The 24,163-nt window shown below is 74.4% G+C and carries 14 protein-coding genes; 10 read left to right on the plus strand and 4 right to left on the minus strand.

Going from position 1 to position 24,163, the window contains the following annotated elements; genetic code table 11:
* Positions 1-1,215 carry an ABC transporter ATP-binding protein gene (locus JN535_RS18665; RefSeq protein WP_205207316.1) on the minus strand — a complete coding sequence of 405 codons (1,215 nt, stop codon included), beginning with the start codon at positions 1,213-1,215 and terminating at the stop codon, positions 1-3.
* A gap of 174 nt (positions 1,216-1,389) precedes the next feature.
* Between JN535_RS18665 and JN535_RS18670 the strand changes: the two genes are divergently transcribed.
* Positions 1,390-4,767: a hypothetical protein gene (locus JN535_RS18670; protein ID WP_205207317.1), complete on the plus strand. Its 3,378-nt coding sequence runs from the start codon at positions 1,390-1,392 to the stop codon at positions 4,765-4,767.
* Between the two features lie 26 nt (positions 4,768-4,793).
* Here JN535_RS18670 and JN535_RS18675 read toward each other — a convergent pair whose 3' ends face one another.
* Entirely contained in the window at positions 4,794-5,870 is a 1,077-nt protein-coding gene (locus JN535_RS18675) for a glycosyltransferase family 4 protein (RefSeq protein ID WP_205207318.1), read from the minus strand.
* 179 nt (positions 5,871-6,049) lie between these two features.
* Here JN535_RS18675 and JN535_RS18680 point away from each other — a divergent pair, with 179 nt between their 5' ends.
* On the plus strand, positions 6,050-7,243 hold the full coding sequence (locus tag JN535_RS18680; RefSeq protein ID WP_205207319.1) for a glycosyltransferase family 4 protein: 1,194 nt from the start codon (positions 6,050-6,052) through the stop codon (positions 7,241-7,243).
* Here the strand turns inward: JN535_RS18680 and JN535_RS18685 are convergent.
* Positions 7,194-7,910 (minus strand): phosphatase PAP2 family protein, encoded by a 717-nt coding sequence (locus tag JN535_RS18685; RefSeq protein ID WP_205207320.1) that lies wholly within the window; start codon positions 7,908-7,910, stop codon positions 7,194-7,196. The two genes, JN535_RS18680 and JN535_RS18685, sit on opposite strands and share 50 nt — an antisense overlap.
* A 323-nt stretch (positions 7,911-8,233) precedes the next feature.
* Here JN535_RS18685 and mfd point away from each other — a divergent pair, with 323 nt between their 5' ends.
* Positions 8,234-11,974: a transcription-repair coupling factor gene (gene mfd / locus JN535_RS18690; RefSeq protein ID WP_205207321.1), complete on the plus strand. Its 3,741-nt coding sequence runs from the start codon at positions 8,234-8,236 to the stop codon at positions 11,972-11,974.
* Positions 11,975-11,980: 6 nt separating this feature from the next.
* Here the strand turns inward: mfd and JN535_RS18695 are convergent, their stop codons facing one another.
* Complete coding sequence (locus tag JN535_RS18695) at positions 11,981-12,199, minus strand: PLD nuclease N-terminal domain-containing protein (RefSeq protein ID WP_205207322.1); 219 nt, start codon at positions 12,197-12,199, stop codon at positions 11,981-11,983.
* Between the two features lie 264 nt (positions 12,200-12,463).
* On the opposite strand from JN535_RS18695, the gene JN535_RS18700 reads away from it, so the two are divergent.
* The 7 genes from JN535_RS18700 to JN535_RS18730 all read left to right on the plus strand — a co-directional run bounded on the left by JN535_RS18700 (position 12,464) and on the right by JN535_RS18730 (position 24,120).
* Complete coding sequence (locus JN535_RS18700) at positions 12,464-14,665, plus strand: carbohydrate-binding module family 20 domain-containing protein (protein WP_205207323.1); 2,202 nt, start codon at positions 12,464-12,466, stop codon at positions 14,663-14,665.
* Positions 14,666-15,086: 421 nt separating this feature from the next.
* Positions 15,087-19,100, plus strand: a complete 4,014-nt coding sequence (locus tag JN535_RS18705) for an endo-1,4-beta-xylanase (RefSeq protein ID WP_240201451.1) — start codon at positions 15,087-15,089, stop codon at positions 19,098-19,100.
* Positions 19,101-19,211: 111 nt separating this feature from the next.
* Positions 19,212-19,970, plus strand: a complete 759-nt coding sequence (locus JN535_RS18710; protein WP_307868972.1) for a MazG family protein — start codon at positions 19,212-19,214, stop codon at positions 19,968-19,970.
* A gap of 188 nt (positions 19,971-20,158) precedes the next feature.
* Positions 20,159-21,445 (plus strand): phosphopyruvate hydratase, encoded by a 1,287-nt coding sequence (gene eno, locus JN535_RS18715; RefSeq protein WP_205207325.1) that lies wholly within the window; start codon positions 20,159-20,161, stop codon positions 21,443-21,445.
* A gap of 228 nt (positions 21,446-21,673) precedes the next feature.
* On the plus strand, positions 21,674-22,510 hold the full coding sequence (locus JN535_RS18720) for an FtsB family cell division protein (protein WP_205207326.1): 837 nt from the start codon (positions 21,674-21,676) through the stop codon (positions 22,508-22,510).
* Positions 22,511-22,551: 41 nt separating this feature from the next.
* On the plus strand, positions 22,552-23,079 hold the full coding sequence (locus JN535_RS18725; protein WP_307868973.1) for a DUF501 domain-containing protein: 528 nt from the start codon (positions 22,552-22,554) through the stop codon (positions 23,077-23,079).
* 21 nt (positions 23,080-23,100) lie between these two features.
* Positions 23,101-24,120, plus strand: a complete 1,020-nt coding sequence (locus tag JN535_RS18730; RefSeq protein WP_205207327.1) for a Ppx/GppA phosphatase family protein — start codon at positions 23,101-23,103, stop codon at positions 24,118-24,120.
* Positions 24,121-24,163 lie beyond the last annotated feature (43 nt).

Here is a 24,163-nt window from a genome sequence, read left to right on the forward strand (position 1 = left end):
TCAGCCCCCCTCGTAGTCGAAGTTCACGAAGACCATGCCCTTCTCGGTGCCCGACGACTCCGTGAACTCGGGGTAGGGGAGGTCGGGCAGCACCTCGAAGCGCCACGCACCCTCCCAGGCGTCCAGCACCCCGGCCTGGCACGCGTACACGTCGACGGTGTACTGGCCGGGCTTGAGCCACAGGTCGCGGACCACGAGGCGCCCCTTCTGGGGCTTCTCCGGGTCGAACCACCTGCCGACGAGCCGCGAGTCGCACTGCGCGATGACCGTGCCCTGGTCGTTGTTGATGTGCATCGAGACGAAGTAGGTGCCGATCAGGTCCTTGCTGGCCGGCGCCTCGAAGTCCACCACGATGTCCTGCGACGACTTGACGAACTCGTCCTCCATCCGGACCGAGGAGAGGCGGAGGTTGCCGTTCCCGGGGCGCTTCGCGGGGTCGGACTGCGCGGCCGCGAAGCTCTCGAAGCTGTCGCGGTACGCCTGGAGCGTGCCCTCGACCGTGCCCGAGTACGTCAGGGTCCCGCGGTCGAGGAGGACCGCGGAGGTGCACAGCGCCTGGACCGTCTGGAGCTGGTGGCTCACGTACAGCACCGTGCGCCCGCCCTGCGCGGCCTCGCGCATCTTCTGGATCGAGCGGCGCTGGAACTCGGCGTCCCCGACGGCGAGGACCTCGTCGATCGCGAGGATCTCGGTGTCGAGGTGCGCGGCGACGGAGAAGGCGAGGCGCACGTACATGCCGGACGAGTAGCGCTTCACCGGGGTCGCGAGGAACTTCTCGATGCCGGAGAACGCGACGATCTCGTCGTAGCGCCTGGTGATCTCCTTGCGCGTCATGCCGAGGATCGCGCCGTTGAGGTAGATGTTCTCCTTGCCCGTGAGCTCGGGGTGGAACCCCGTGCCGACCTCCAGGAGAGACCCGACGCGGCCGTTGAGCTCGATGCGCCCGCGCGTGGGCGCGGTGACGCGGGTGAGGATCTTGAGCAGGGTCGACTTGCCGGCGCCGTTGCGGCCGACGATCCCGAGCGCCTCGCCCTGCGGGACCTCGAAGGAGACGTCGTCGAGCGCGTCGAACAGCGTGTACTTCTGCTTGCCGGTGGACCGCACCCACTGGATCGCGGCGGCAGCGGCGGTGGACGGGCGCTCGCCGAACGCGCCGAGCCGGTACGTCTTGCCCAGCCCGGCGACGCGGATAGCGGGTTCCGTGGTCGCCTGCACAGATGAAAGATAGTCGTCCTGCTCGCGCCCGAGGCCGGGTCGAACGGGTGAATCGGGCCCGGAACCGGACGGACGCGGGTGAAAGTGCCGCTCGACCCTCTGCGCACGCTCTTCGCGGACCTACGCTCGCGGGAGCGGCACCCGAGCAGGGCCCGACGACGACAGGGCGGCGAGATGGCTTCGGACGAGGACCGGGAGGGGCCCGAGGGCGGTGCGGACCCCACGGTCGTGGGTGGCGTCGTCGCCGCGGTCCTCGGGCTGGTCGCGGCCGTCGCGATCGGCGGCACCGGCCCGGGGAGCACGTCGGCCGCGCCCCCGTTCACCGCGTCCCCGGTCCCCGCCGCCGCGCCCGTCACGCAGACGGGCGCGCTGCCCCTGTGCGGGTTCCCCCGCCTCGAGCAGGTGACCGACGACGGCGTCGACACCGAGGCGATGGGTGGGATCCGCACGGTCGTCGACGACGTCGTGACCCTCGACGACGGCGAGCTCGTCACCTTCCGCGTGCTCGACGGCGCGGCGTACGTGCTGGAGTGGGACCGCGAGGCGACGTACACCGTGACGCGCTACGACCTCACCACCGGGGAGGCGGAGGCCACGACACCCGTCGAGCTCGACTGGGACGGCGCGAGCGAGACCTTCCGCACGGACTCCTTCGAGGTCGACCCCGACGGGAACGTCTACCTCCTCGACACGCTCGTGCACCGGCGCGACCTGCTCAAGGTCGCGCCCGACGGGTCCACGGTCTGGTCGACGACCATCCCCGAGGGGGAGCACACGTCGGGCGACCTGCTCGACCTGTACGGGACGGTGCGCTGGACGGACGAGGACGGGACCGTCGTCGGCGTCCAGGAGGCGGGCGAGGTCCTCCACGAGGTGTCGGGCGAGGGCGAGCTGATCGCCGAGGTCCCGTTCGAGGGCGCCGTCCTCGCCCAGCTCCCGGACGGCACGGCGCTCGTCCAGACCGACGTGCGCGACGACGAGCGCCGCTCGCTCGACCTGCGTGCGGTCGGACCGGACGGCGTCGACCCGGCCCTCCACCTCGGCGCCTCGTGGGTGCGCGGACGGCCGTTCGGCGTCCCGCGCGTGCCGTGGCTCGACGACACGACGGGTGCGACCACGGGACCGTCGTCGGGGCCCGAGGGCGACGGCCTCGTCGTCGCCGACGAGAACCTCGGGTTCCGGTGGTGGGGGAGCGACGGTGCGTTCCGCGGCGTCTGGCCGGACACGCACAAGGACCTCGAGCAGCCGTTCGCGTTGTGGGAGAGCACGCCGGTGCTGCGCGACGGCACCGCCGGCGACGCGCCGTACTACGTGCTCACGCACGGTGAGGACGGCGGGTTCGCCCTCACGGAGATCACGGCCGACCGCATGGCGTACCAGCTCGGCGCGCCGGTGAAGTACAACGCCGCGAACGAGGAGCTGTTCGGCGGCCTCGGGCTCGGTGCCGGGCTGCTCGTGGACGCGCCCTACGGCGTCTTCCCCGACGGGTCCGTGCCGCGCGTGGTCGCCGCGTTCGACGACGCGTGGGGCGCCTCCGCCGGGACGTACCGCCTGCGGTACCAGGTGCGCGGCGACCCGCGCGTGTGGGATCCGGTGGTCGGCGAGGAGACCGTGGTGGACCTCCCGGCGGAGGGCGGCGAGCTCGCGCTCGACCTGCCGCCGACCCGCCCGGGGGTGTACGAGGTCGACGCCGCGCTCGTCGAGGCCACGACGGGAGAACCGGTCTCGGGGACGTGCCTGCGCTACACCGTGGCCGCCGCGGGCAGCGGGCTCGACCCGGCGGCGCTCGCGGACGGCGCGGACTGGGGCGGTGCCGGCCCGCTGCGCGGCGTACAGCTCGCCGACCAGCTGGGCGTGGGCAGCCACCGCACGCAGCTCGACTTCGGGTCGATCGTGCCGGACCCGACCGCCGAGCCGGACGCCGCCGCGCTCGTGTGGGACTCGTTGCCGAACGCGGCCTTCGAGCCCGACGAGGAGGAGGGCGAGCCGCCCGCGGACGGCGACCCGTTCGCCGAGCTCGCGGCAGCTGCCGAGCTCGCGGAGGAGACGGGCGTGGTCCTCACGCTGCAGCTCGGCTCGGGCGGCGAGGCGGAGCAGGCCGCGGCGGAGGCCGGCACCTGGGAGGGCTGGGTGCGCGAGATCGTCTCCGCCGTCCACGAGCGCGCGCCGCAGATCCGCTACTGGCAGCCCTGGAACGAGCCCAACAGCACGGGCTACGACGACGCGGCCGCGTACGAGGAGGAGGTCGGCGCGCCGTTCGCGGCGGGCGCGCGAGCCGCCTTCCGGGACGTCGTGGTGGTCGGCGGCAACACGCTCGGGATCGAGCCCGCGTGGTGGGCCGACCTGGTCGCCGCGGGCGGCTGCGACTCGCTCGACGTGGTCGGGATCCACCCCTACACCGGGTTCAACCGGTCGTGGGAGGAGGAGGGGTTCTCCGCCGACGGCGCCGAGCTGGACCGGCTGCGCGAGGCGATCGGCCCGTGCGGCGAGGTCCCCGTGTGGGACACCGAGACCGGATGGTGGTCCGACGGCGTCGCGAACTTCTGGGCGGGCGGGTCCGACGTCGTGCGCAAGCTCCTCTGGTACGGGCTCGAGGACGTCGACGAGTGGACGTACTTCTTCTCCGAGGGCGGGTTCGGCGAGGCGGGGAACTCGTGGTCGCTGCTCCAGTACGGGCAGTACGTCAAACCGGCCGGCGCCGCCTTCGCGGCGAGCGCGGCGTTCCTCGACGGGTTCGGGCCGCCCGAGGCGGTCGAGACGGGGACCCCCGGGGTCCACGCCGTGCGCGCGCCCGGGACGGGCGAGGTCGAGGGCGCCGAGCTGCTCGCCCTGTGGAGCGAGGACCTCTCCACCACCGTGCGGCTCACGGCGCCGGGCGGTGCGGTCACCGTGACCGCACGCGACCCGTACGGCGCCGAGCGTGGCCTGGAGGTCCCCTCCGGGGGCGTCGACGTCCCGGTGAACGGCGCGCCGGTCCTGCTCGTCGCGCCCGCGGGCACGGCGCTCGAGGTCGCCCCCGTCGAGCCGTTCGGCGACGACGTGCTCGAGGGCCGCCCGGTGACCGCGACGTCGACCCACGAGGACGCGAGCGGTCCCGGCGTCGTGACGTCGGGGACCTTCGCCGTGCGCGAGCCGTGGCGGTCGGGGCGCCTGGCCGACGGGTCGGTCGACGAGGCCCCCGGCGTCGAGGTCACCACCGACGGCCCGCGCACGATCGACCGCGTCGCCGTCGCGACGGCGGGCATCCGCTGCTGCACGTCGGGACTGCGCGACTACACCGTCTCCGTACGGACGCCGGACGGTGACTGGCACGACGTCGCGCAGCAGACCGACCAGCTCCTCGACCGCGTCGCGCTCTTCACGTTCGAGCCCGTCGAGGTCACGGCGGTGCGCGTGACGCTCCCGATGACGACCGAGCGCGACGTGCCCGTGCTCGCGGCGAACTACACGGGGATCGTCGGCGGGCTGCACCCCGACTTCGTCCCGCTCGCGACGGAGAGCGAGTGGATCGCGGCGATCAGCGCGGTCCAGGCGTGGGAGCCGGCGGGATGAGTGCCGTCACCCGGGCACGGGCGCGGTCAGCCGCGCGCGGCGACCGAGCGCCAGATCGCCGCGTGCTGGGCGGCGCTGCGCTCCCACGTGAACGTCGCGGCGCGCTCGCGCCCGCGCCCGACGAGCGCCTCGACCTCGGCGTCGCGCGTCGTCACCCACAGCAAGGCCTCCGCGAGGCTCGCGCCGTCCGGCTCGGCGAGCACGCCGCCGTCGCCCACGACCTCGGGCAGCGAGCTGGTGCGCGCCGCGACCACCGGGACCCCGGCCGCCATGGCCTCGAGGGCGGGGAGCCCGAACCCCTCGTAGCGCGACGGCACGACGACCGCCGCAGCGCCGGCGACGAGCCCCGGCATCAGCTCGCCCGGCAGCCGACCGACGAGCCGCGTGCCGGGCAGGTCGGCGAACAGCGCCGTGCGCCGCGGGTGGGGCGGCCCGCTCATGACGAGCGTGAGGTCGGGTCGCGCGGAGCGGACGGCGGTCCACGCGACCGCGAGCTCCTCGAGGTTCTTGCGCCGCGACGCACCGCCGGCGTGCAGCACGTACGGGCCGTCCACCCCGAGCGTTGCGAGAGGCTCGCGGGGGAGCGGCGCGGCGGAGAAGTAGACCGGGTCGACGCCGTTGTAGGCCACGGCCGGCCGCTCGGCGAGCCCGAGGACGTCGGCGGCCTCGTCCGCGCTGAACTCCGACACGCACACGACGGCCGCCGCGCGACGGACCTCCTCGGCGGCGGCGCGGACCGGCGCGGACTCGTCGTCGTAGCGCCACGACACGACGTCCTGCACGGCGACGACGTCGCGCGTCGGGTGGGGCGGCAGGTCGAGCCCCACGCGGTGCACGACGGCGCTGCGCGGGTACACCGCGCGGCCGACGGCCCGGCGCGCCGCCGGCCCCGCGGAGCCGAGGCGCCCGAGCGGGAGCCGGTGGGTCCCGGCGAGCGGGGAGCGGAGCGAGCGGAAGACGGCGCGGTCGACGGACCACGGGCCGGTCGCGCCGGCGGACCCGTCCGCGAGCGCCGTCGCCGCGCGCGCCGCGACCTCCTCCTGGTACACCTGGGCCCCCATCGGGACCTCGACCGCGACGGTCGCGACGACGAGCTGCGGCATCGGGAGGGTCCCCCTCGGGGCGTGGTGCGCGGTGGGTGCGGCACGGTCGGGACGACCGGAGCGGTCGGTAGAGTGGCCCACTCTAGTGGCGCGGGCGCCCCGCCGGACCTGCGGGAGCGGGTGATGAGCGGGTGATCGTGGACCGGGCGCGGGACGTCCCGCGAGAGGGTGAGGGACGCATGGCAGGGCGTCGTCGGGTGGCGCTGGTGGCGAGCTCGTTCGACCCGCACACGGGGGGCGTCGAGTCGCACGTGCGCCACGTCGCGCGCGTGCTGGCGGCTCGCGGGAGCGCGGTGGAGGTCTGGACCGTCGACCGCGGCGAACGGCTCGGCACGCGCCGCGTCGACGGCGTCCTCGTGCGCTACCTGCCGACCCCGCAGCCGTCGAGCCGGCCCGGCGACGTCGCCCGGTTCGCCCTGGCCGCGCCAGGGGCCGCGCTCGCGTGGGGCCGGGCGTTCCGGGCGTTCCGGCCCGACGTGCTCCACGTGCAGTGCTTCGGCCCGAACGGCGCGTACGCCCTCGGCGTGCGCACGCTCACGCGGACGCCGCTCGTGGTCAGCTCGCACGGGGAGACCTTCGCGGACGACCATGCCGTGTTCGAGCGCTCGCGGCTGCTGCGTGCGGCGCTGGAGCGCTCGATCGGCGTCGCGGGTGCGGTGACGGGATGCTCGCGCGTCGTCGCGGACGACCTGGTCCGCTTCGGCGCGCCGGACGCCGTGGTCGTCCCGAACGGCGTCGACCTCGCCGGGCACGACGTGGTCGATCACCGTCCGGAGGACGACGTGCGCGAGCCCGTGGTCGTCGCGGTGGGACGGATCGAGCACGTCAAGGGGTTCGACCTGCTCGTGGACGCGTTCGCGTCCTCGCCGCTGCGCGACCGGGCGCGGCTCGTGGTCGTGGGCGACGGGAGCGAGGCGGGCGCGCTGCGCCGCCGGGTCGCGTCGGCTGGGCTGACGGACCGCGTCGAGCTGCCCGGGCGGCTCGACCCGTCCGAGGTCGCGGCCCGCCTCGCGGGTGCGGACGTGGTCGTCGTGCCGAGCCGCGCGGACGCCGCCCCGCTCGTCGTCCTCGAGGCGTGGCGGTCGGGCCGGCCGCTCGTGGCGACCGTGCGGGGCGGGCCCCCGGAGATCGTCACCGACGGCGTCGACGGCGTCCTCGTGGACCCTCAGGACACGCAGGCGCTCGCAGCCGCCGTGCTCGGCCTGCTCGACGACCCGGAGCGCGCGGGGCGGATCGGTGCCGCCGGGCGCCGGCGGGTCGAGGACTTCACGTGGGAGCGCGTCGTGGACCGCTACGAGGCGCTCTACGCAGGGCTCGCCGAGGTCAGCGTGAGGAGTCGCCGACCCGGGGAGGCTCCGGCGTCCCGTCGGTGACGGAGGGAGCCGCGGCCGGGGGCGTCCCCGCCGCGCGGGCCCCCCGCGGGACGTCGAGCAGCCACACGACGGCGACCGTGACGGCCGCCGCGACGAGCAGCGAGCCGACGACGTCGCTCGGTCGGTGCGCGTACGTCACCACGGAAGCGAGGGCGGCGACCGACGTCACCCCGAGCCCGGCCCAGCCTGCGGCCGTCCGCGACGTCGGCCACGGCCACAGGAGCCAGATCGCGACGCACAGGCCGCCGACCACCGCCACGTGCCCGCTCGGGAAGGTCTGGTGGGCGTAGCCGTACCCGCCGAGGTCGGGTCGCACGAGGACCTCGCGGAGCCCGAGCGCGATCCCGACCGTCCCGAGCACGACGACGACGGCGGCGACGACGTCGCGCCACGCGCGACGCACGAGCGCGACCACGCCCAGGACGGCGACGACGGCCGCGCACGCCACCGGGAGACCCCGGCGCAGCGCCCCGGCGAGGTCGCGCCCGGCGTCGTGCAGGGGCGCGAGGGTCCGAAAGGCGCCGGCGTCGGCCTGCTGACCGGCGACGGTGAGGTGCGAGGCCGCCCAGAGCGCGACGAAGACCGCGACGAGCAGCGCGAGCACCACGAGCAGCGCGGACGGGCGGGGCCGGGCCGGCACGGGGGCCGGCGCCGCAGACGTGGACACGCCCCGAGCATGACGGAGCAGCAGGGACCGTGTCACCGGTCGCGAGCGGGCGACGCCGGGTGAAAACGCCGCGTCTCCGTCACGCCGCTCGCCGTCGACGTGTGGGCGCCGAGGCGTACGCTGGGTTCCGTCGTCCCGCGCGACCCAGCCCGGACCTGTTCACCGCCCTCGGAGAACCTCGGTCCGGGCCGTTCGTGCTGCTCCGTCGTGTCCGCTGCCCGTCTCCCCGGCGCCACCAACGCCACCAACGTCGCCCACGAGCCTCGCCACCGCGCCCGGGGCTCCGGCGCTCCCGACCACCGTCCTCGGAGGGACCCCACCGCATGAACCTCACCGGCATCCTGCCCGCGCTGCTCGCCGACCCCGCCGCGACGGCGGCCGTCGAGCACGTGCGCGCCCGTGGCGAGGCGGACGTGGTCGGCCCGGCGGGCGTGCGTCCGCCCCTGCTCGCCGCGATGGCGGGCGCACGGGCCACCGGCCCGGTCGACGATGACGGGTCGCCGCGCGACGGCGGGACGGGTGCGGCCTGGGCAGCGGGCTCCCGCCCGCTCGTCGTCGTGACGGCGACCGGGCGTGACGCCGACGAGCTCGCGGCGAGCGTGCGGGCCTACCTTCCGGACGAGCTGGCCGACGTCGTCGCGGTGCTGCCGAGCTGGGAGACCCTGCCGCACGAGCGGCTGAGCCCGCGCGCGGACACGGTCGCCAAGCGCATCGCCGTGTTCCGACGCCTCGCGCACCCGGACCCCGAGGTCGGGCCGGCGGGCCCCGTCCGCGTGCTGGTCATGCCGGTGCGCGCGCTCCTTCAGCCGGTCGTGGACGGGCTGGGCGAGCTCGAGCCGGTCGAGCTGCACGCCGGGTCGACGGCGGACCTCACCGAGGTGGCCGAGCGGCTCGTCGCGGCCGCGTACACGCGCGTGGACATGGTCGAGCGCCGCGGCGAGTTCGCCGTGCGCGGCGGGATCCTCGACGTGTTCCCGCCCACCGAGGACCACCCGCTGCGCGTGGAGTTCTGGGGCGACGAGGTGTCGGAGATCCGCTGGTTCGCGGTCGCGGACCAGCGCAGCCTCGAGATCGCCGAGCACGGGCTGTGGGCGCCGCCGTGCCGCGAGATCCTGCTGACGGAGTCGGTGCGAGCCCGCGCGGCCGCGCTGGTCGAGGACCTGCCGGGCGCGACGGAGATGCTCGACAAGCTCGCCGCGGGCGTCGCGGTGGAGGGCATGGAGTCGCTCGCGCCGGTCCTCGTGGACCGCATGGTGCCGGTGCTCGAGCTGGTGCCCGACGACGCGCTGCTCGTCGTGGACGACGCCGAGCGCGTGCGCCGCCGCGCGCACGACCTCGTCGCGACGACGGAGGAGTTCCTCGCCGCGGCGTGGACGGGCGCCGTCGCGGGCGGCAAGGCGCCCGTCGACCTGTCGGCGGCGTCGTTCGAGACGTTCGCCGAGGTGCGCGCGGTCGCGCAGCGCCGCGGCCTGGGCTGGTGGACGCTCTCGTCGTTCGCGCTCGACAACCCGGACCTGGACGTGGCGCCCGACGAGGGCGCGCCGGCCGGCGCGGGGGACCGCGTGGCGTCGGGCGCGACCGCCCACGTGGGCGAGAGCGCGGACGGCGTCCCCACCTTCACGATCGGCGCGCGTGACGTCGAGTCCTACCGCGGCGACGTGTCGCGCGCCCTCGACGACGTGCGCGGGCTCCAGCACGCCGGGTGGCGCCTCGTGCTCACGACCGAGGGCCACGGGCCTGCCAAGCGCATGGTCGAGCAGCTCGGCGCGGTCGACACGCCCGCGCGCCTCGTGCCGCGGCTCGACGACGAGCCCGAGGGTGGCATCGTCCTCGTCACCCCGGCGATGGTCGGGAAGGGCTTCGTCGCGCCCGAGCTGCGCCTCGCCGTCTTCTCCGAGGCCGACCTCACGGGCCGCGCCGGGACGAGCACGCGCGACATGCGCAGGATGCCGAGCCGGCGGCGCAACGTCGTCGACCCGCTCCAGCTCAAGGCGGGCGACTTCGTCGTGCACGAGCAGCACGGCGTGGGGCGGTTCGTCGAGCTCGTGCAGCGCACGCTCGGCACGGGCGGCAACGCCGCGACGCGCGAGTACCTCGTCATCGAGTACGCGTCGAGCAAGCGGGGCCAGCCCGGCGACCGTCTGTTCGTGCCCATGGACCAGCTCGACCAGGTCACCAAGTACACCGGCGGCGAGTCGCCGAGCCTCAACAAGATGGGCGGCGCGGACTGGGCCAAGACGAAGTCCCGCGCGCGCAAGCACGTCAAGGAGATCGCCGGCGAGCTCATCCGGCTCTACAGCGCCCGCATGGCGACGCAGGGCCACGCGTTCGGCCCGGACACGCCGTGGCAGCGCGAGCTCGAGGACGCGTTCGCGTACGTCGAAACGCCCGACCAGCTCGCGACGATCGACGAGGTCAAGGCCGACATGGAGAAGACGGTCCCCATGGACCGCCTCGTGTGCGGCGACGTCGGCTACGGCAAGACGGAGATCGCGATCCGCGCGGCGTTCAAGGCGGTCCAGGACGGCAAGCAGGTCGCGGTGCTCGTGCCGACGACGCTCCTCGTCCAGCAGCACTTCGAGACGTTCTCCGAGCGGTACGCGGGCTTCCCCGTGACGGTCAAGGCGCTCTCGCGCTTCCAGACGGCCAATGAGTCCGAGGAGGTCGTGGACGGGCTGCGCAAGGGCACGGTCGACGTCGTCATCGGCACCCACCGGCTCATCACGGGGAGCGTCCGGTTCAAGGACCTGGGGCTCGTCATCATCGACGAGGAGCAGCGGTTCGGCGTCGAGCACAAGGAGACGCTCAAGCAGCTGCGGACCAACGTGGACGTGCTCGCCATGTCCGCGACCCCGATCCCGCGCACGCTCGAGATGGCGGTCACGGGCATCCGCGAGATGTCGACGCTCGCGACGCCGCCCGAGGAGCGCCACCCCGTCCTCACCTACGTGGGTGCGTACGAGGAGAAGCAGATCGCGGCCGCGCTGCGCCGCGAGCTGCTGCGCGAGGGCCAGGTGTTCTACGTGCACAACAAGGTCGAGACGATCGACCGCACGGCGTCGAAGCTGCGCGAGCTCGTGCCCGAGGCCCGCGTCGGTGTGGCCCACGGCAAGATGAACGAGCACCAGCTCGACCAGGTGATCCGGGCGTTCTGGGAGAAGGAGCTCGACGTCCTCGTCTGCACGACGATCATCGAGACGGGGCTCGACATCTCCAACGCGAACACGCTCATCCTCGAGCGCGCGGACATGCTCGGGCTGTCGCAGCTCCATCAGCTCCGCGGTCGCGTGGGTCGCGGGCGCGAGCGTGCGTACGCGTACTTCCTCTACCCGCCCGAGCGGCCCCTCACCGAGACCGCGCACGACCGCCTCGCGACCATCGCGGCCCACACCGACCTCGGCGCGGGCATGCAGGTCGCGATGAAGGACCTCGAGATCCGTGGCGCGGGCAACCTGCTCGGCGGGGAGCAGTCCGGGCACATCGCGGGCGTCGGGTTCGACCTCTACGTGCGGATGGTGGGGGAGGCCGTCGCGAACTACCGCGGCGACGGGCCCGAGGAGCAGCCGGAGGTGTCGATCGAGCTCCCGGTCGACGCGCACCTGCCCGAGTCCTACATCGCGACCGAGCGGCTGCGGCTCGAGGCGTACAAGAAGATCGCCGCCGCGACCGACGCGCCCGAGCTCGCCGAGGTGCGGGCCGAGCTCGTCGACCGGTACGGCGCGCTGCCCGACGTCGCGTCGGCGCTGTTCGACGTCGCGGACTTCCGCAACCACGCGCGCCGCGCGGGGCTCACGGACGTCACCGCGCAGGGCAAGTTCATCCGGTTCGCACCGGTCGACCTCGCCGAGTCCGCGCAGCTGCGGCTCAAGCGCCTGTACCCGGGCACGCTGCTCAAGCCCGCGATCCGCGCGTCCCTCGTGCCCTACCCGACGACGGCGCGCATCGGCGGACGCCCGCTGCGCGGCGCCGAGGTGCTCGAGTGGGCGCGCCAGCTCATCGACGCCGTGATCCTCGGCGAGGTGAGCGCGGCCGCGAGTGTCGGGACGTCGGCGGCCGCCCGCTGACGAGAGTCAGCGCTTGCGACCGTCGAGGAAGTAGGCGATCGGGCCGACCCAGTTGACGAGCAGCGCGAGGCCCCACGCGAGCTTGGTGCCGTTGACCTGCTCCGCCGGGCGGCGCAGCAGGTCGCGGTACGCCGCGGCCGTGAGCGTGACCTGCGCCGCGCCCACGACCCCGACGGCGACCTTCTGACCTCTGGTCAGGTCCTTCCAGCGGCGCTTGGTCCCCATGACGTCGTCTCCTCCCGTGGGTGCGTACCGCTCGACGCTATGCCGTCCGGGCCGACGACGCACGGGTCCCCGCGAGGGCGGCGGGCGCCCACGGGGTGGTGACAGCATGCGCCCTGCTCTGTAAGGTTGCTGCAACATCCGGCAACACTCTGCAACGCCGCCGAGTCCGTGCGCCCGACACCCCGGGGCGCAGTCAGCACCGCGCGGCCGTCGCGCGCTCGATGCCGAGCGTGCCGTCGGCCGCAGCACCTCGAAGGAGCAGCAATGACGCGCACCACCGATCCCGCCGGTCCTCCGGAACCCACCCCGACCGCCGCGTCCGGCGCCCGTCGTGCCCACGGGCGCACGGCCGGGCGCGACGGCCGCCTGCGACGCGTCGTCGCGGCCGCGGCGAGCGCCGCTCTCGCGCTCGGGGCGGCGCTCGCGGCCACGGTGCCGGTCGCCGCGCCCGCCGCGGCCGCACCGCCCGTGCCGACGCCCGTCGTCGACTCCCCCAACGGTCGGGGCGACGTGATCCTCAACCTCTTCCAGTGGACGTGGGACTCCGTGGCCGCCGAGTGCACCAGCACGATCGGCCCGGCCGGCTTCGGCTACGTCCAGGTCTCGCCGCCTCAGGAGACCATCCAGGGCACCGCGTGGTGGACCTCCTACCAGCCCGTGAGCTACCGGATCGAGTCGAAGCTCGGCACCCGGGCGGAGTTCGAGAACATGGTCGACACCTGCCGCGCCGCGGGCGTCGGCGTCATCGCCGACGCGGTCCTCAACCACATGGCGGGGGCTGACCAGGGCGGCGGGACGGGCGTCGCGGGCTCCACGTACGGCGTCGAGAGCTACCCCGGCCTCTACGGGCCGAACGACTTCAACGACTGCAAGGAGAACATCGGCAACCGGTACGGAGACCGGTACGTGGTGCAGAACTGCCGCCTCGTCTCGCTCCAGGACCTGCGGACGGGCTCGGACTACGTGCGCGGCAAGATCGCGGGCTACCTCGACGACCTGCTCTCGCTCGGCGTCGCCGGGTTCCGCATCGACGCCGCGAAGCACATCCCGGCCGCCGACCTCGCGGCGATCAAGGCGCGGCTCACGAACCCGAACATCTTCTGGGTGCACGAGGTCATCGGCGCGAGCGGCGAGCCCATCCAGCCCTCGGAGTACCTCGGCTCCGGTGACTCGCACGAGTTCTTCTACGCGCGCGAGCTCAAGTCCCGGTTCGACGGCCAGATCAAGGACCTGCGGACCATCGGCGACGACAAGCTCCCCTCGGACCGCGCGGGCGTCTTCGTCGACAACCACGACACCGAGCGCAACGGCGAGACCATGAACTACAAATGGGGCGCCAAGTACAAGCTCGCCAACGCGTTCATGCTCTCGTGGCCCTACGGCGCACCGAGCGTCTACTCGGGCTACACGTGGACCGACAAGGACGCCGGTGCGCCCGGCGCGTCCGCGACGTCGGTCCCCGACGCGAGCTGCGCGAGCAGCGCCTGGGTCTGCACGCAGCGCTGGACCGAGGTCGTGGGCATGGTCGGCTTCCACAACGCGGTCGCCGGGACCGCGGTGACGAACTGGTGGGACGACGGGAACAACCACATCGCGTACGGCCGCGGCGGCAAGGGGTACGTGACGATCAACAACTCCGCGAGCGCCGTGACGCGCACCTACCAGACGTCGCTCCCCGCCGGCACCTACTGCGACGTCGTCGCGTCGAAGGACTGCGCGAAGACCGTCACGGTCTCCGGCTCCGGCACCTTCACCGCGACGGTCCCGGCGTACGGGGCGCTCGCGCTGCACGTCGGCGCCGTGGTCGACGGCGGCACCGGCGGTCCCGGTCCCGTCGACCCGAGCGGCACGACGACCGTCTACTACGCGACCAGCAAGGGCTGGAGCGCGTACAACGTCCACTACCGCGTCGGCACGGGCGCCTGGACCGCGGTGCCCGGCGTCGCGATGACCGCGGCCTGCGCCGGCTGGGTCTCGAAGGAGATCGCCCTGCCGGCCGGCGCGACCGGCGCCGCCGCGACCGTCACGGCGGCGTTCACGAACGGCTCGGGCTCCTGGGACAACAACGGCGGCAAGGACTACGCCCTGAGCGGCGCCGCCGTCGCGGTCTCGGGCGGGACGGTCACGGCGGGCGACCCGTGCGAGGAGGAAGGGCCGGGTCCCGTCGAGGGCCAGGGCGACGCGTCGTTCTCCGTGACGGCGACGACGACCTGGGGGCAGGACGTGTACGTCGTGGGCAGCATCCCGGCACTGGGATCCTGGGCGCCCGCGAACGGCGTCGCGCTCTCCGCCGCGGCCTACCCCGTCTGGACCGCGACCCTCGACCTCCCGGCCGGGACGACGTTCCAGTACAAGTACGTCAAGCGCGACGGCGGGGGGAACGTCGTCTGGGAGAGCGGCGGCAACCGCACGGCGACGGTCGGCCCGGACGGCTCGGTGACGCTGTCGGACACCTGGAGGTCGTGACCTCGCGCTGTCAGCCCCGCCCCGGTCTCACCCAGACCGGGGCGGGGCCTTCTGTCGTGGTGGTGATGGTCGGCTGCCGGTTCTCGCCCATCGCCGAGGTAGAACCGTGGTTGGCCGAGGTAGAACCGTGGTTGGCCGAGGTAGAACCGTGGTTGGTCGAGATGGAGCTGGGAATCGCCAGCGTTCACCTCAGGTGCCGGTCGGTACGGTCGGAGGGGTGGCGGGAAATAGTTCAGCCATTGTCGGAACCTGGTGGGTGCCCCTAGGGTGTGGCCGGGCGCGCCGGTGCGCCCGGGGGTGCGAGGCGCCCCGTGCAGCCGATCGCAAGGGAGCGACGACGATGAGACGCACGTGGAGGATCGCCGTGGCGGGGGTGCTCGCCACCCTCGTGGCGGGAGGGGGAGCGAGCGCGGCAGTGGGCATGGATGCGAGGGATGCGCAGACGCCTGCCCAGATCGATAACGATATCGATATCGTTCTGGAGAACGATTTCGAAGCGGCGGGGACGGCACCGTGGACAGCCCGCGGGCCGGTCACCGTCGCCCTGACCGACACCGAGGCGCACGGCGGGTCGTCGAGCCTCGCGGTGACGGGTCGGGCTGCGGACTGGCACGGCGTCGCGACCGACGCGCTCGCGCTGCTCGAGCCCGGGGTCGCGTACGACGTCGAGGCGTGGGTCAAGCTCCCGGCGGGCACGACGGGGTCGTCCGGCGTGAACTTCACGGTGCAGGAGACGGGCGCGTCCGGGACGGCGTACACGTGGGTCGGTGGGGCCGTCGCGACGACGGCCGACGGCTGGGTCCGGATCGGCGGGACGTACACCCTGCCCGCGGGCCTGACGTCGGCGTCGCTCTACGTCGAGGCCGCGCCCGTCGCGGGCGCGCACCCGTCGTTCCTGCTCGACGACGTCCGCGTGACGACCGTCGCGACCGACCCGGGCGACGTCGCGCCCGGGGGAGCGGTGAAGCCCGTCGCGACGCCCGTGCGCCTCGCCGAGGGGACCGGCGACGTCGCGGCCCTGACGTTCGACGACGGTCCCAACCCCGGCACGACGCCCGCGCTCCTGGACTTCCTCGCCGAGCACGACCTGCACGCGGTGTTCTGCGTCATCGGCCAGAACGTCCAGGCACCGGGCGGTGCCGAGCTGCTGCGCCGCATCGTCGACGAGGGGCACGTGCTGTGCAACCACTCGACCGGCTACGCGGACATGGGCGCGTGGTCGGCCGACCAGGTGCGCGCCGACCTCGTCGAGAACCTCGGCATCCTGCGCGACGCGCTCGGCGACCCGGAGCACCCGGTCCCGTTCTTCCGCGCGCCGAACGGCTCGTGGGGTGCGACCCCCGAGGTCGCCGTCGCGCTCGGCATGCAGCCGCTCGCGGTCGTCAACACCATCTCCGACTGGGAGACCCAGGACGTCGAGACCCTCACCGCGAACCTGCGCGCCGCGATGAGGCCCGGCGAGGTCGTGCTCGCGCACGACGGCGGCGGCGACCGCGCGGGGACGCTCGCGGCGGTCGAGACGGTCGTCTCCGAGCGGCTCGCGGCCGGCTGGGAGTTCACGTTCCCCGTCGGCACGCCGCCGCGCGGCGGGGAGGTCCTCCTGGAGACCGGCTTCGAGGACGGCCTGGGCGGCTGGGTCCCGCGCGCGGGCGACGCGACGACGCCGTCGCTCGACCTGACGGACGTGGCGCACGGCGGCACGCAGGCCGCGCTCGTCTCGGGTCGCGACGGTCAGGGCGACGGCATCGGGCACGACGTGACCGGGCTGCTCGCCGCCGGCACGACGTACGAGCTCAGCGCGTGGGTGCGCTTCGCCGAGGGCCAGCCCGCGGACGACGTGTGGCTGAGCATCGCGCGCACCGTCGACGGGGCGACGTCGTACTCGACGCTCGCCCAGCTCTCGGGGGTCACGAACGACCGCTGGACGCAGATCACCGCGACCTTCCCGGGCGCCGCCGCGGACGAGGCGCTGCTCTACCTGGAGACGGACTACAACGGCGACAACACGAGCGACCTGCTCGTCGACGACGTCGTGCTGCGCGTGCCCCCGCCGCCCGCGGTCGAGGACCTCACCGGCATCAAGGAGACCGTCGACGTCCCGGTCGGCGTCGCGATCGACAGCCGGGAGACGTCCGGCGCGGCGTCCGAGCTCCTGCTGCGGCACTTCGACCAGATCACGGCCGAGAACCACATGAAGCCCGAGGCCTGGTACGACGAGGACCGGACGTTCCGGACGCACCCCGAGGCGACCGCGCTCATGGACTACGCGGCCGCGAACGACCTGCGCGTCTACGGCCACGTGCTCGTGTGGCACTCGCAGACGCCGGCGTGGTTCTTCGAGGGCGCCGACGGCGCGCCCCTCACGACGTCCGAGGCGGACAAGCAGGTCCTGCGCGACCGCCTGCGGGCGCACGTCTTCTCCGTCGCGCAGGCGCTCGCCGACGCCTACGGCCCGTTCGGCGGCGACAACCCGCTCACGGCGTTCGACGTGGTGAACGAGGTCGTGTCGGACGGCGGGGAGAACCCCGACGGCCTGCGCCGCTCGGAGTGGTTCCGGGTCCTCGGCGAGGAGTACCTCGACCTCGCGTTCGCGTACGCCGACGAGGCGTTCAACGACGTCTACGCGGACCCGGCGGCGAAGGAGCGCGGCGAGCGGCCGGTCGCGCTGTTCATCAACGACTACAACACCGAGCAGGGCGGCAAGCAGGACCGGTACCACGCGCTCGTCGAGCGGCTCCTCGCGCGCGGCGTGCCGGTGGACGGCGTGGGTCACCAGTTCCACGTGAGCCTCGCGATGCCGGTCTCCGCGCTCGAGGGCGCGATCGAGCGGTTCGCCGACCTGCCCGTGACGCAGGCCGTCACCGAGCTCGACGTCACGACCGGGACCCCGGTCACCCAGGCGTCGCTCGTCGAGCAGGGGTACTACTACCGCGACGCGTTCCGCGTGTTCCGCGCGCACGCCGACGAGCTGTACTCCGTCACCGTGTGGGGGCTCACCGACGGCCGGAGCTGGCGCGTCGACAACGGCGCGCCGCTCGTCTTCGACGACGCGCTCCAGGCCAAGCCGGCGTACCACGGCGTCGTCGACGGCGAGCTGCCTGCCCGCCTGCGCACGGCCGACGTGTTCGCCGGCGACGTCGCGCTCGACGGCGAGGCCGCGGCCTCCCCGGACTGGCAGCGGCTCCCGCTGCACACGTTCGCCGCGCCGGGCGGCGCCTCGGGTGGAGGCGTGGGCTTCCAGCTCCGCTGGGCCCCGGATCACCTCACGGCCTTCGCGAGCGTCGACGACGCGACCGCCGACGCCGCCGACGCCGTGACGTTCGCGCTCGACGGCGCGGAGCACGTCGTCGGCCGCGACGGCACGACGAGCGCGGGGGTCTCCGCGGAGGTGACCGAGCGCGCGGGCGGGTACGACGTCGTCGCGCACCTCCCGCTCGACGCCGTGGCCGCGGGCGACACGCTCGCGCTCGACGTGCGCGTCACGGACGCGGGGGCCGACGGCGGCGCGACGTCCGCGTGGAACACGCCCGGCGCGACGGGCACGCTCCGGCTCCTCGAGGAGCTGTCGTACCTCGAGGTCGCGCACGCGTCGGCCGCGCCCGCCGTCGACGGCGAGGTGGAGCCGGTCTGGGCGGAGGCGAACGCGCCCGTGACGACCGCGAAGGAGGTCCAGGGGAGCGGCGGCGCGGTCGCGACCGTGCGCACCCTGTGGCGCGACCGGACGCTCTACGTGCTCGCCGAGGTCGCCGACCCCGTGGTGGACGTGAGCGGCTCCGACCCGTGGGTGCAGGACTCGGTCGAGGTCTACGTCGACGCGGGCAACGCCAAGAACGGCGCCTACCGGGACCTGGACACCCAGATCCGTGTGAGCGCCGAGAACGCGGTGTCGTTCGGCACGGGCGACGAGGCCGCGCAGCGGGCCCGCGTCACGAGCGCGACCACGCGGACGGCCGACGGGTACGTCGTCGAGCTCGCGGTCGACCTCGCCGACCAGGGTGGCGAGGGCACGTTCCACGGGCTCGACCTCCAGGTCAACGACGCGTCGGACGGCACGCGCACGGCGATCCGCAACTGGGCGGACCCGTCCGGGGCGGGCTACCAGTCGACGGCCCGCTGGGGTGTCGCGCGGCTCGTCGGCCCGGGCGCCGCGCCCGAGGTCGCGCTCGACGTCGAGGCGTCGGCGCGCTGCCTCGCGGGCAAGGCGTACGTCGCGGTCCGGGCCACGAACCGCGAGGACGCGCCCGTCGACGTGACGCTCACGACCCCGTACGGGTCGCGGACGTTCACCGCCGTGGCACCGGGCGCGAACGCGTACCAGTCGTTCGCGGTGCGGGCGACGTCGGTCCCGGCCGGTACGGCCACGGTCACGGCCGTGCTCGACGGCGGCCGGGTCACCTCCACGCGCGACGTCGCCGTGGAGGCACGCACCTGCTGACCCGCCGAGGTGGTCGTGGCCCGTGCGGACGTCCGGACGGGCCACGACCGCCTGATCGAGCGGGGGGTCGAGGGACCGGACCGCGTGGTCGGCCGAACCTACGATGAACCGGTGACCGCACCCGAGCCCCCGGCCCCTCAGCCCACGCCCGCTCCCGCCGCGCAGACCGACCCGCTGCGCGACGTCGTCGCCGTCATGGACCGGCTCTACTCCCCGGGCGGGTGCCCCTGGGACCGTGAGCAGACCCACGAGTCGCTCGTGCGGTACCTGCTCGAGGAGGCGCACGAGCTCGCCGACGCCATCGAGACCGGCGACCGTGCGGGGATGCGCGAGGAGCTCGGCGACCTGCTGCTCCAGGTCCTCTTCCACGCGCGCATCGCGAGCGAGGAGCCGGACCCGTTCACGGTCGACGACGTCGCGGCCGACCTCGCCGCGAAGCTCGTGCGACGCCACCCCCACGTCTTCGCCGACGCCGAGGTCACGGACCTGCACCAGCAGTGGGACGCGATCAAGAAGGCCGAGAAGCAGCGCTCCTCCGTGCTCGAGGGCATCTCGCACACCCAGGGCGCGCTCGCCCGCGCGCAGAAGGTCCTCGCCCGGGCCGGGCGCGGGGGCCTCGGCGACACGGTCGGCGCGGCGCTCGCGGCGCCGTCGGGCGGCGCGCCCGGCGAGGTCGTCGAAGACGGCGAGGCCCCGACGGCGGACGAGCGGCTCGGGCGCGAGCTCCTCGCCCTCGTGGCGCGCGCCGAGGCGGACGGGCTCGACGCGGAGGCGGCGCTGCGCCGCGAGCTGCGGCGCGTCGAGGCGCGGATCGTCGCGGCGGAGACGCAGCGCGCGGAGGGGTCGGCCTCACCGGGACGTTCGTCCTGATCGTCGACGCGCAGGTCCCCGACCCGGGGCCCACGGACCGGACGCAGCGGCGCACGTCACATCCGGGCACTAGGCTGTGGTCGTAAACCCACCATCGTCGCGGGCGCGCACGCGGCGTCCCGGGTTTCCCTGCCCGGGTCGGCCACTCCTTTCCGAAGCGCCCGCAGCCCTGCCCCGAAGGAGCACCTGTGGCCAGCATCGAAGCCGTTGGAGCGCGCGAGATCCTCGACTCCCGCGGAAACCCGACCGTCGAGGTCGAGGTCGTCCTGGACGACGGGACGTTCGCCCGCGCCGGAGTGCCGTCGGGCGCGTCGACCGGTGCGTTCGAGGCCGTCGAGCGTCGTGACGGCGACAAGTCCCGCTACCTGGGCAAGGGCGTCGAGGGCGCGGTCAACTCCGTGATCGACGACATCGCCCCGGAGCTCATCGGCTTCGAGGCCGAGGACCAGCGCCTCATCGACGCCGCCCTCATCGACCTGGACGGCACGCCGAACAAGGGCAAGCTGGGCGCGAACGCGATCCTCGGCGTCTCGCTCGCGGTCGCGAAGGCCGCCGCGAAGAGCGCGGGCCTGGACCTGTACCGCTACGTCGGCGGCCCGAACGCGCACGTCCTGCCCGTGCCGATGATGAACATCCTCAACGGCGGGTCGCACGCGGACTCGAACGTCGACATCCAGGAGTTCATGGTCGCCCCGATCGGCGCGTCCTCGTTCCGCGAGGCCCTGCGCACGGGCGCCGAGGTCTACCACTCCCTCAAGTCCGTGCTCAAGGAGAAGGGCCTGGCCACGGGGCTCGGCGACGAGGGCGGCTTCGCACCGAACCTCGCGAGCAACCGCGAGGCGCTCGACCTCATCCTCGTTGCGATCGAGAAGGCCGGCTTCACGCCGGGCACCGACGTCACGCTCGCGCTCGACGTCGCCTCGACCGAGTTCTTCTCCGACGGCGCGTACCAGTTCGAGGGCGGCGCCAAGACGCCGGCCGAGATGATCGCCTACTACGAGCAGCTCGTGCGCGACTACCCGCTGGTCTCGATCGAGGACCCGCTGTCCGAGGACGAGTGGGACAGCTGGGCGCAGCTCGTCTCCGAGGTCGGCGACAAGGTCCAGATCGTCGGCGACGACCTGTTCGTCACCAACCCGGAGCGCCTCGCCAAGGGCATCGAGCTCAAGGCGGCGAACTCGCTCCTGGTCAAGCTCAACCAGATCGGCACGCTCACCGAGACGCTCGACGCCGTCGAGCTCGCGCAGCGCAACGGCTTCACCGCGATGGTGTCGCACCGCTCGGGCGAGACCGAGGACACGACGATCGCCGACCTGTCCGTCGCGACGAACGCCGGACAGATCAAGACCGGTGCCCCCGCCCGCGGCGAGCGCATCAACAAGTACAACCAGCTCCTGCGCATCGAGGAGGCGCTGGACGACGCGGCGCGCTACGCCGGTCGCGGCGCGTTCCCGCGCTGGACGGTGCAGGGCTGACCGTCCGGTCACGCAGCACGCCGCCGGGGTGACCCGGCACCCGGAGCCCGGTGGGCCGCTCGTCGGCCCGCCGGGCTCCGGCGCGTCCGGGACCGCGGCGCGCGGCGTCCGCACGGGACCGTCGCAGGTCACGGCCGCGGGTGAAGATGTCGTGTCGATCGGCTCACGTTCGCGGGCGCACCGCGCGTGCTCCCGGGGCCGGGGCCGCTGCGGCAGCACAATCGGGGCATGCCGTCCTCGCGTCGTCCCCCGCGCCCCGGTGCACCCGCGCGATCGGGGACCGGGCCTGCGCGCGGGACGTCGGGGTCGAAGTCGACGTCCCGGTCGTCCGGGAGCGGCACGTCCTCCAAGCCGGCGTCGGCCAGGCCCGCGCCCCGGGGCGCGACGTCCTCGACGGGGACGAGGTCGACGACGGGCGGCGCGAAGGCCGCGTCGTCGGGGGCACGCCGCCCCGCCACGCGTGCGCAGCGGCCAGCACCGTCGCGGCGCGCCGCGGGCCCCGCACCGGAGGACCGGCGCCGGAGCCGGTACGGCTTCCTGCTGCCGGAGGTGGTGACGGTCCGCACCCTGGTGCTGTCCGTCGTCGTGCTGCTCGCCCTGGTGCTGCTGCTGCCCACCCTGCGGGCGTACGTGAACCAGACGGGGGAGCTGCGCGAGCTGCGCAACGACCTCGCGCAGGCGGAGACCCGGCGCGACGACCTCCAGTCCGAGCTGGACCGCTGGGACGACCAGGCGTACGTCGAGCGCCAGGCGCGGGACCGCCTCAACTTCGTCATGCCGGGCGAGCGGCCGTGGCGCGTGCTCGACCCGGAGACGGTGGTCGACGACATCGACCCGCAGACCGGCCGGACGATCACCGACGGCCCCGTCCAGGGGTACGAGGACGGCACGCCCTGGTACGAGGCCATCTGGGCGTCGGTGCAGGTCGCGGGCGAGCAGCCGGTGTCGACGGGCACGGGCGAGGGTGCCGGGACGGCCGACGACGAGGCCGGCGAGGAGGCCCCGCCCGTGGGCGAGGAGCCGACCGGGGACGGCTCGACGCCGCCCAGCGGGGAGAATGGGTGACGCGTCGTCCCGACGCGCCCGACCGACCCGAAGGAAGACCCGTGCCCGACGCCCGCCTGGCCATCCCCGCCGACGACCCGGACGCCGTCGTCACCGAGCGCGACCTCGAGACCCTCGCGGAGCAGCTCGGACGCACCCCGCGCGGGGTCGTCGGCATCGCCGCGCGCTGCGCGTGCGGGCGCCCGCTCGTGGTCCGCACGGCGCCGCGGCTCGAGAACGGCACGCCGTTCCCGACGACCTTCTACCTCACGCACCCCGGCGCGGTGGCGGCCGCCTCGACGCTCGAGGCCGACGGCGTCATGAAGGAGATGTCGCAGCGACTCACGGAGGACGAGGAGCTCGCCGCCGCCTACCGGCGCGCGCACGAGCACTACCTCGCGCAGCGCGAGGCGCTCGGCCACGTCGAGGAGATCGACGGGATCTCGGCGGGCGGGATGCCGACGCGCGTCAAGTGCCTCCACGTCCTCGTCGGCCACGCCCTCGCCGCCGGTCCCGGCGTGAACCCGCTGGGCGACGAGGCGCTCGAGCGCGTGCGCGGCGTCTGGCGCCCGGACCGCTGCACCTGCTGACCGCGTGGCACGCTTGGACGCATGACCTCAGGCTCCACCCCTCGTCTCACCCGTGACCCGGACGCCCCCGTCGCGACGGCGCCCTCGCCCGGCGCCTCGCGCGTCGCGGCGATCGACTGCGGGACCAACTCCATCCGCCTGCTCGTCGCCGACGTCGACCCGGTCGCGGGCACGCTCGTCGACCTCGACCGCCGCATGGAGGTCGTCCGGCTCGGCCAGGGCGTCGACCGCACGGGCCGCCTCGCGCCCGAGGCGCTCGCGCGCACGCTCGACGCCGCGCGCCGGTACGCCGACGTGATCGCGGACCTCGGCGCGGCGCGCACGCGCTTCGTCGCGACGTCGGCCACGCGGGACGCCGAGAACCGCGCCGAGTTCGTCGAGGGCGTCCTGGCGGCGCTGGGCGTGGAGCCCGAGGTCGTCTCGGGCGAGGAGGAGGCCGCGCTGTCGTTCCGCGGGGCGACGTCGACGGTCGCCGCGCTGCGTCCGGGCCCGTACGTGGTCGTGGACCTCGGCGGGGGCTCGACCGAGCTCGTGCTCGGCACGGGGACGCCCGACGCCGCGTTCTCCATGGACGTCGGATGCGTGCGCCTGACCGAGCGGCACCTGCGCTCGGACCCGCCCACCGCGGACGAGGAGGCCGCGGCACGTGCGGACGTGCGCGCCGCGCTGGACGAGGCGGCCGGCGTCGTGCCGCTCGGGGAGGCCGCGACGCTCGTGGGCCTCGCCGGGTCCGTCACGACGGTGACGGCCCACGCGCTGGGCCTCGGGCAGTACGACCGGGAGCGGATCGACGGCGCGGTGCTGTCCGTCGACGGGGTGCTCGCGGCGTGCGACGACCTGCTCCACCGTTCGCGAGCCGAGCGTGCCGCGCTCGGCTTCATGCACCCGGGGCGCGTGGACGTCATCGGCGCGGGCGCGCTCGTGTGGTCGGAGGTCGTACGACGGGTGCGCGACGACGTCGCCGCCGCGGGCGGGTCGCTCACCGAGGTCGTGACGAGCGAGCACGACATCCTCGACGGCATCGCCTGGTCGATCGCCTGACCCGGGCCGTCGAACCCGGGGTCGCTCCCCACCCGAGCCGGGA

This window comes from Cellulosimicrobium cellulans, from assembly GCF_016921195.1.
In the GTDB taxonomy this organism is placed as follows: domain Bacteria; phylum Actinomycetota; class Actinomycetes; order Actinomycetales; family Cellulomonadaceae; genus Cellulosimicrobium; species Cellulosimicrobium cellulans_F.

Excerpts from the sequence above, each read along its gene's own strand:
- JN535_RS18670 (WP_205207317.1), top strand. The coding sequence starts at position 1,390 with ATGGCTTCGGACGAGGACCGGGAGGGGCCCGAGGGCGGTGCGGACCCC.
- JN535_RS18675 (WP_205207318.1), bottom strand. The coding sequence starts at position 5,870 with ATGCCGCAGCTCGTCGTCGCGACCGTCGCGGTCGAGGTCCCGATGGGG.
- JN535_RS18680 (WP_205207319.1), top strand. The coding sequence starts at position 6,050 with ATGGCAGGGCGTCGTCGGGTGGCGCTGGTGGCGAGCTCGTTCGACCCG.
- mfd (WP_205207321.1), top strand. The coding sequence starts at position 8,234 with ATGAACCTCACCGGCATCCTGCCCGCGCTGCTCGCCGACCCCGCCGCG.
- JN535_RS18695 (WP_205207322.1), bottom strand. The coding sequence starts at position 12,199 with ATGGGGACCAAGCGCCGCTGGAAGGACCTGACCAGAGGTCAGAAGGTC.
- JN535_RS18700 (WP_205207323.1), top strand. The coding sequence starts at position 12,464 with ATGACGCGCACCACCGATCCCGCCGGTCCTCCGGAACCCACCCCGACC.
- JN535_RS18705 (WP_240201451.1), top strand. The coding sequence starts at position 15,087 with ATGGATGCGAGGGATGCGCAGACGCCTGCCCAGATCGATAACGATATC.
- JN535_RS18720 (WP_205207326.1), top strand. The coding sequence starts at position 21,674 with ATGCCGTCCTCGCGTCGTCCCCCGCGCCCCGGTGCACCCGCGCGATCG.
- JN535_RS18730 (WP_205207327.1), top strand. The coding sequence starts at position 23,101 with ATGACCTCAGGCTCCACCCCTCGTCTCACCCGTGACCCGGACGCCCCC.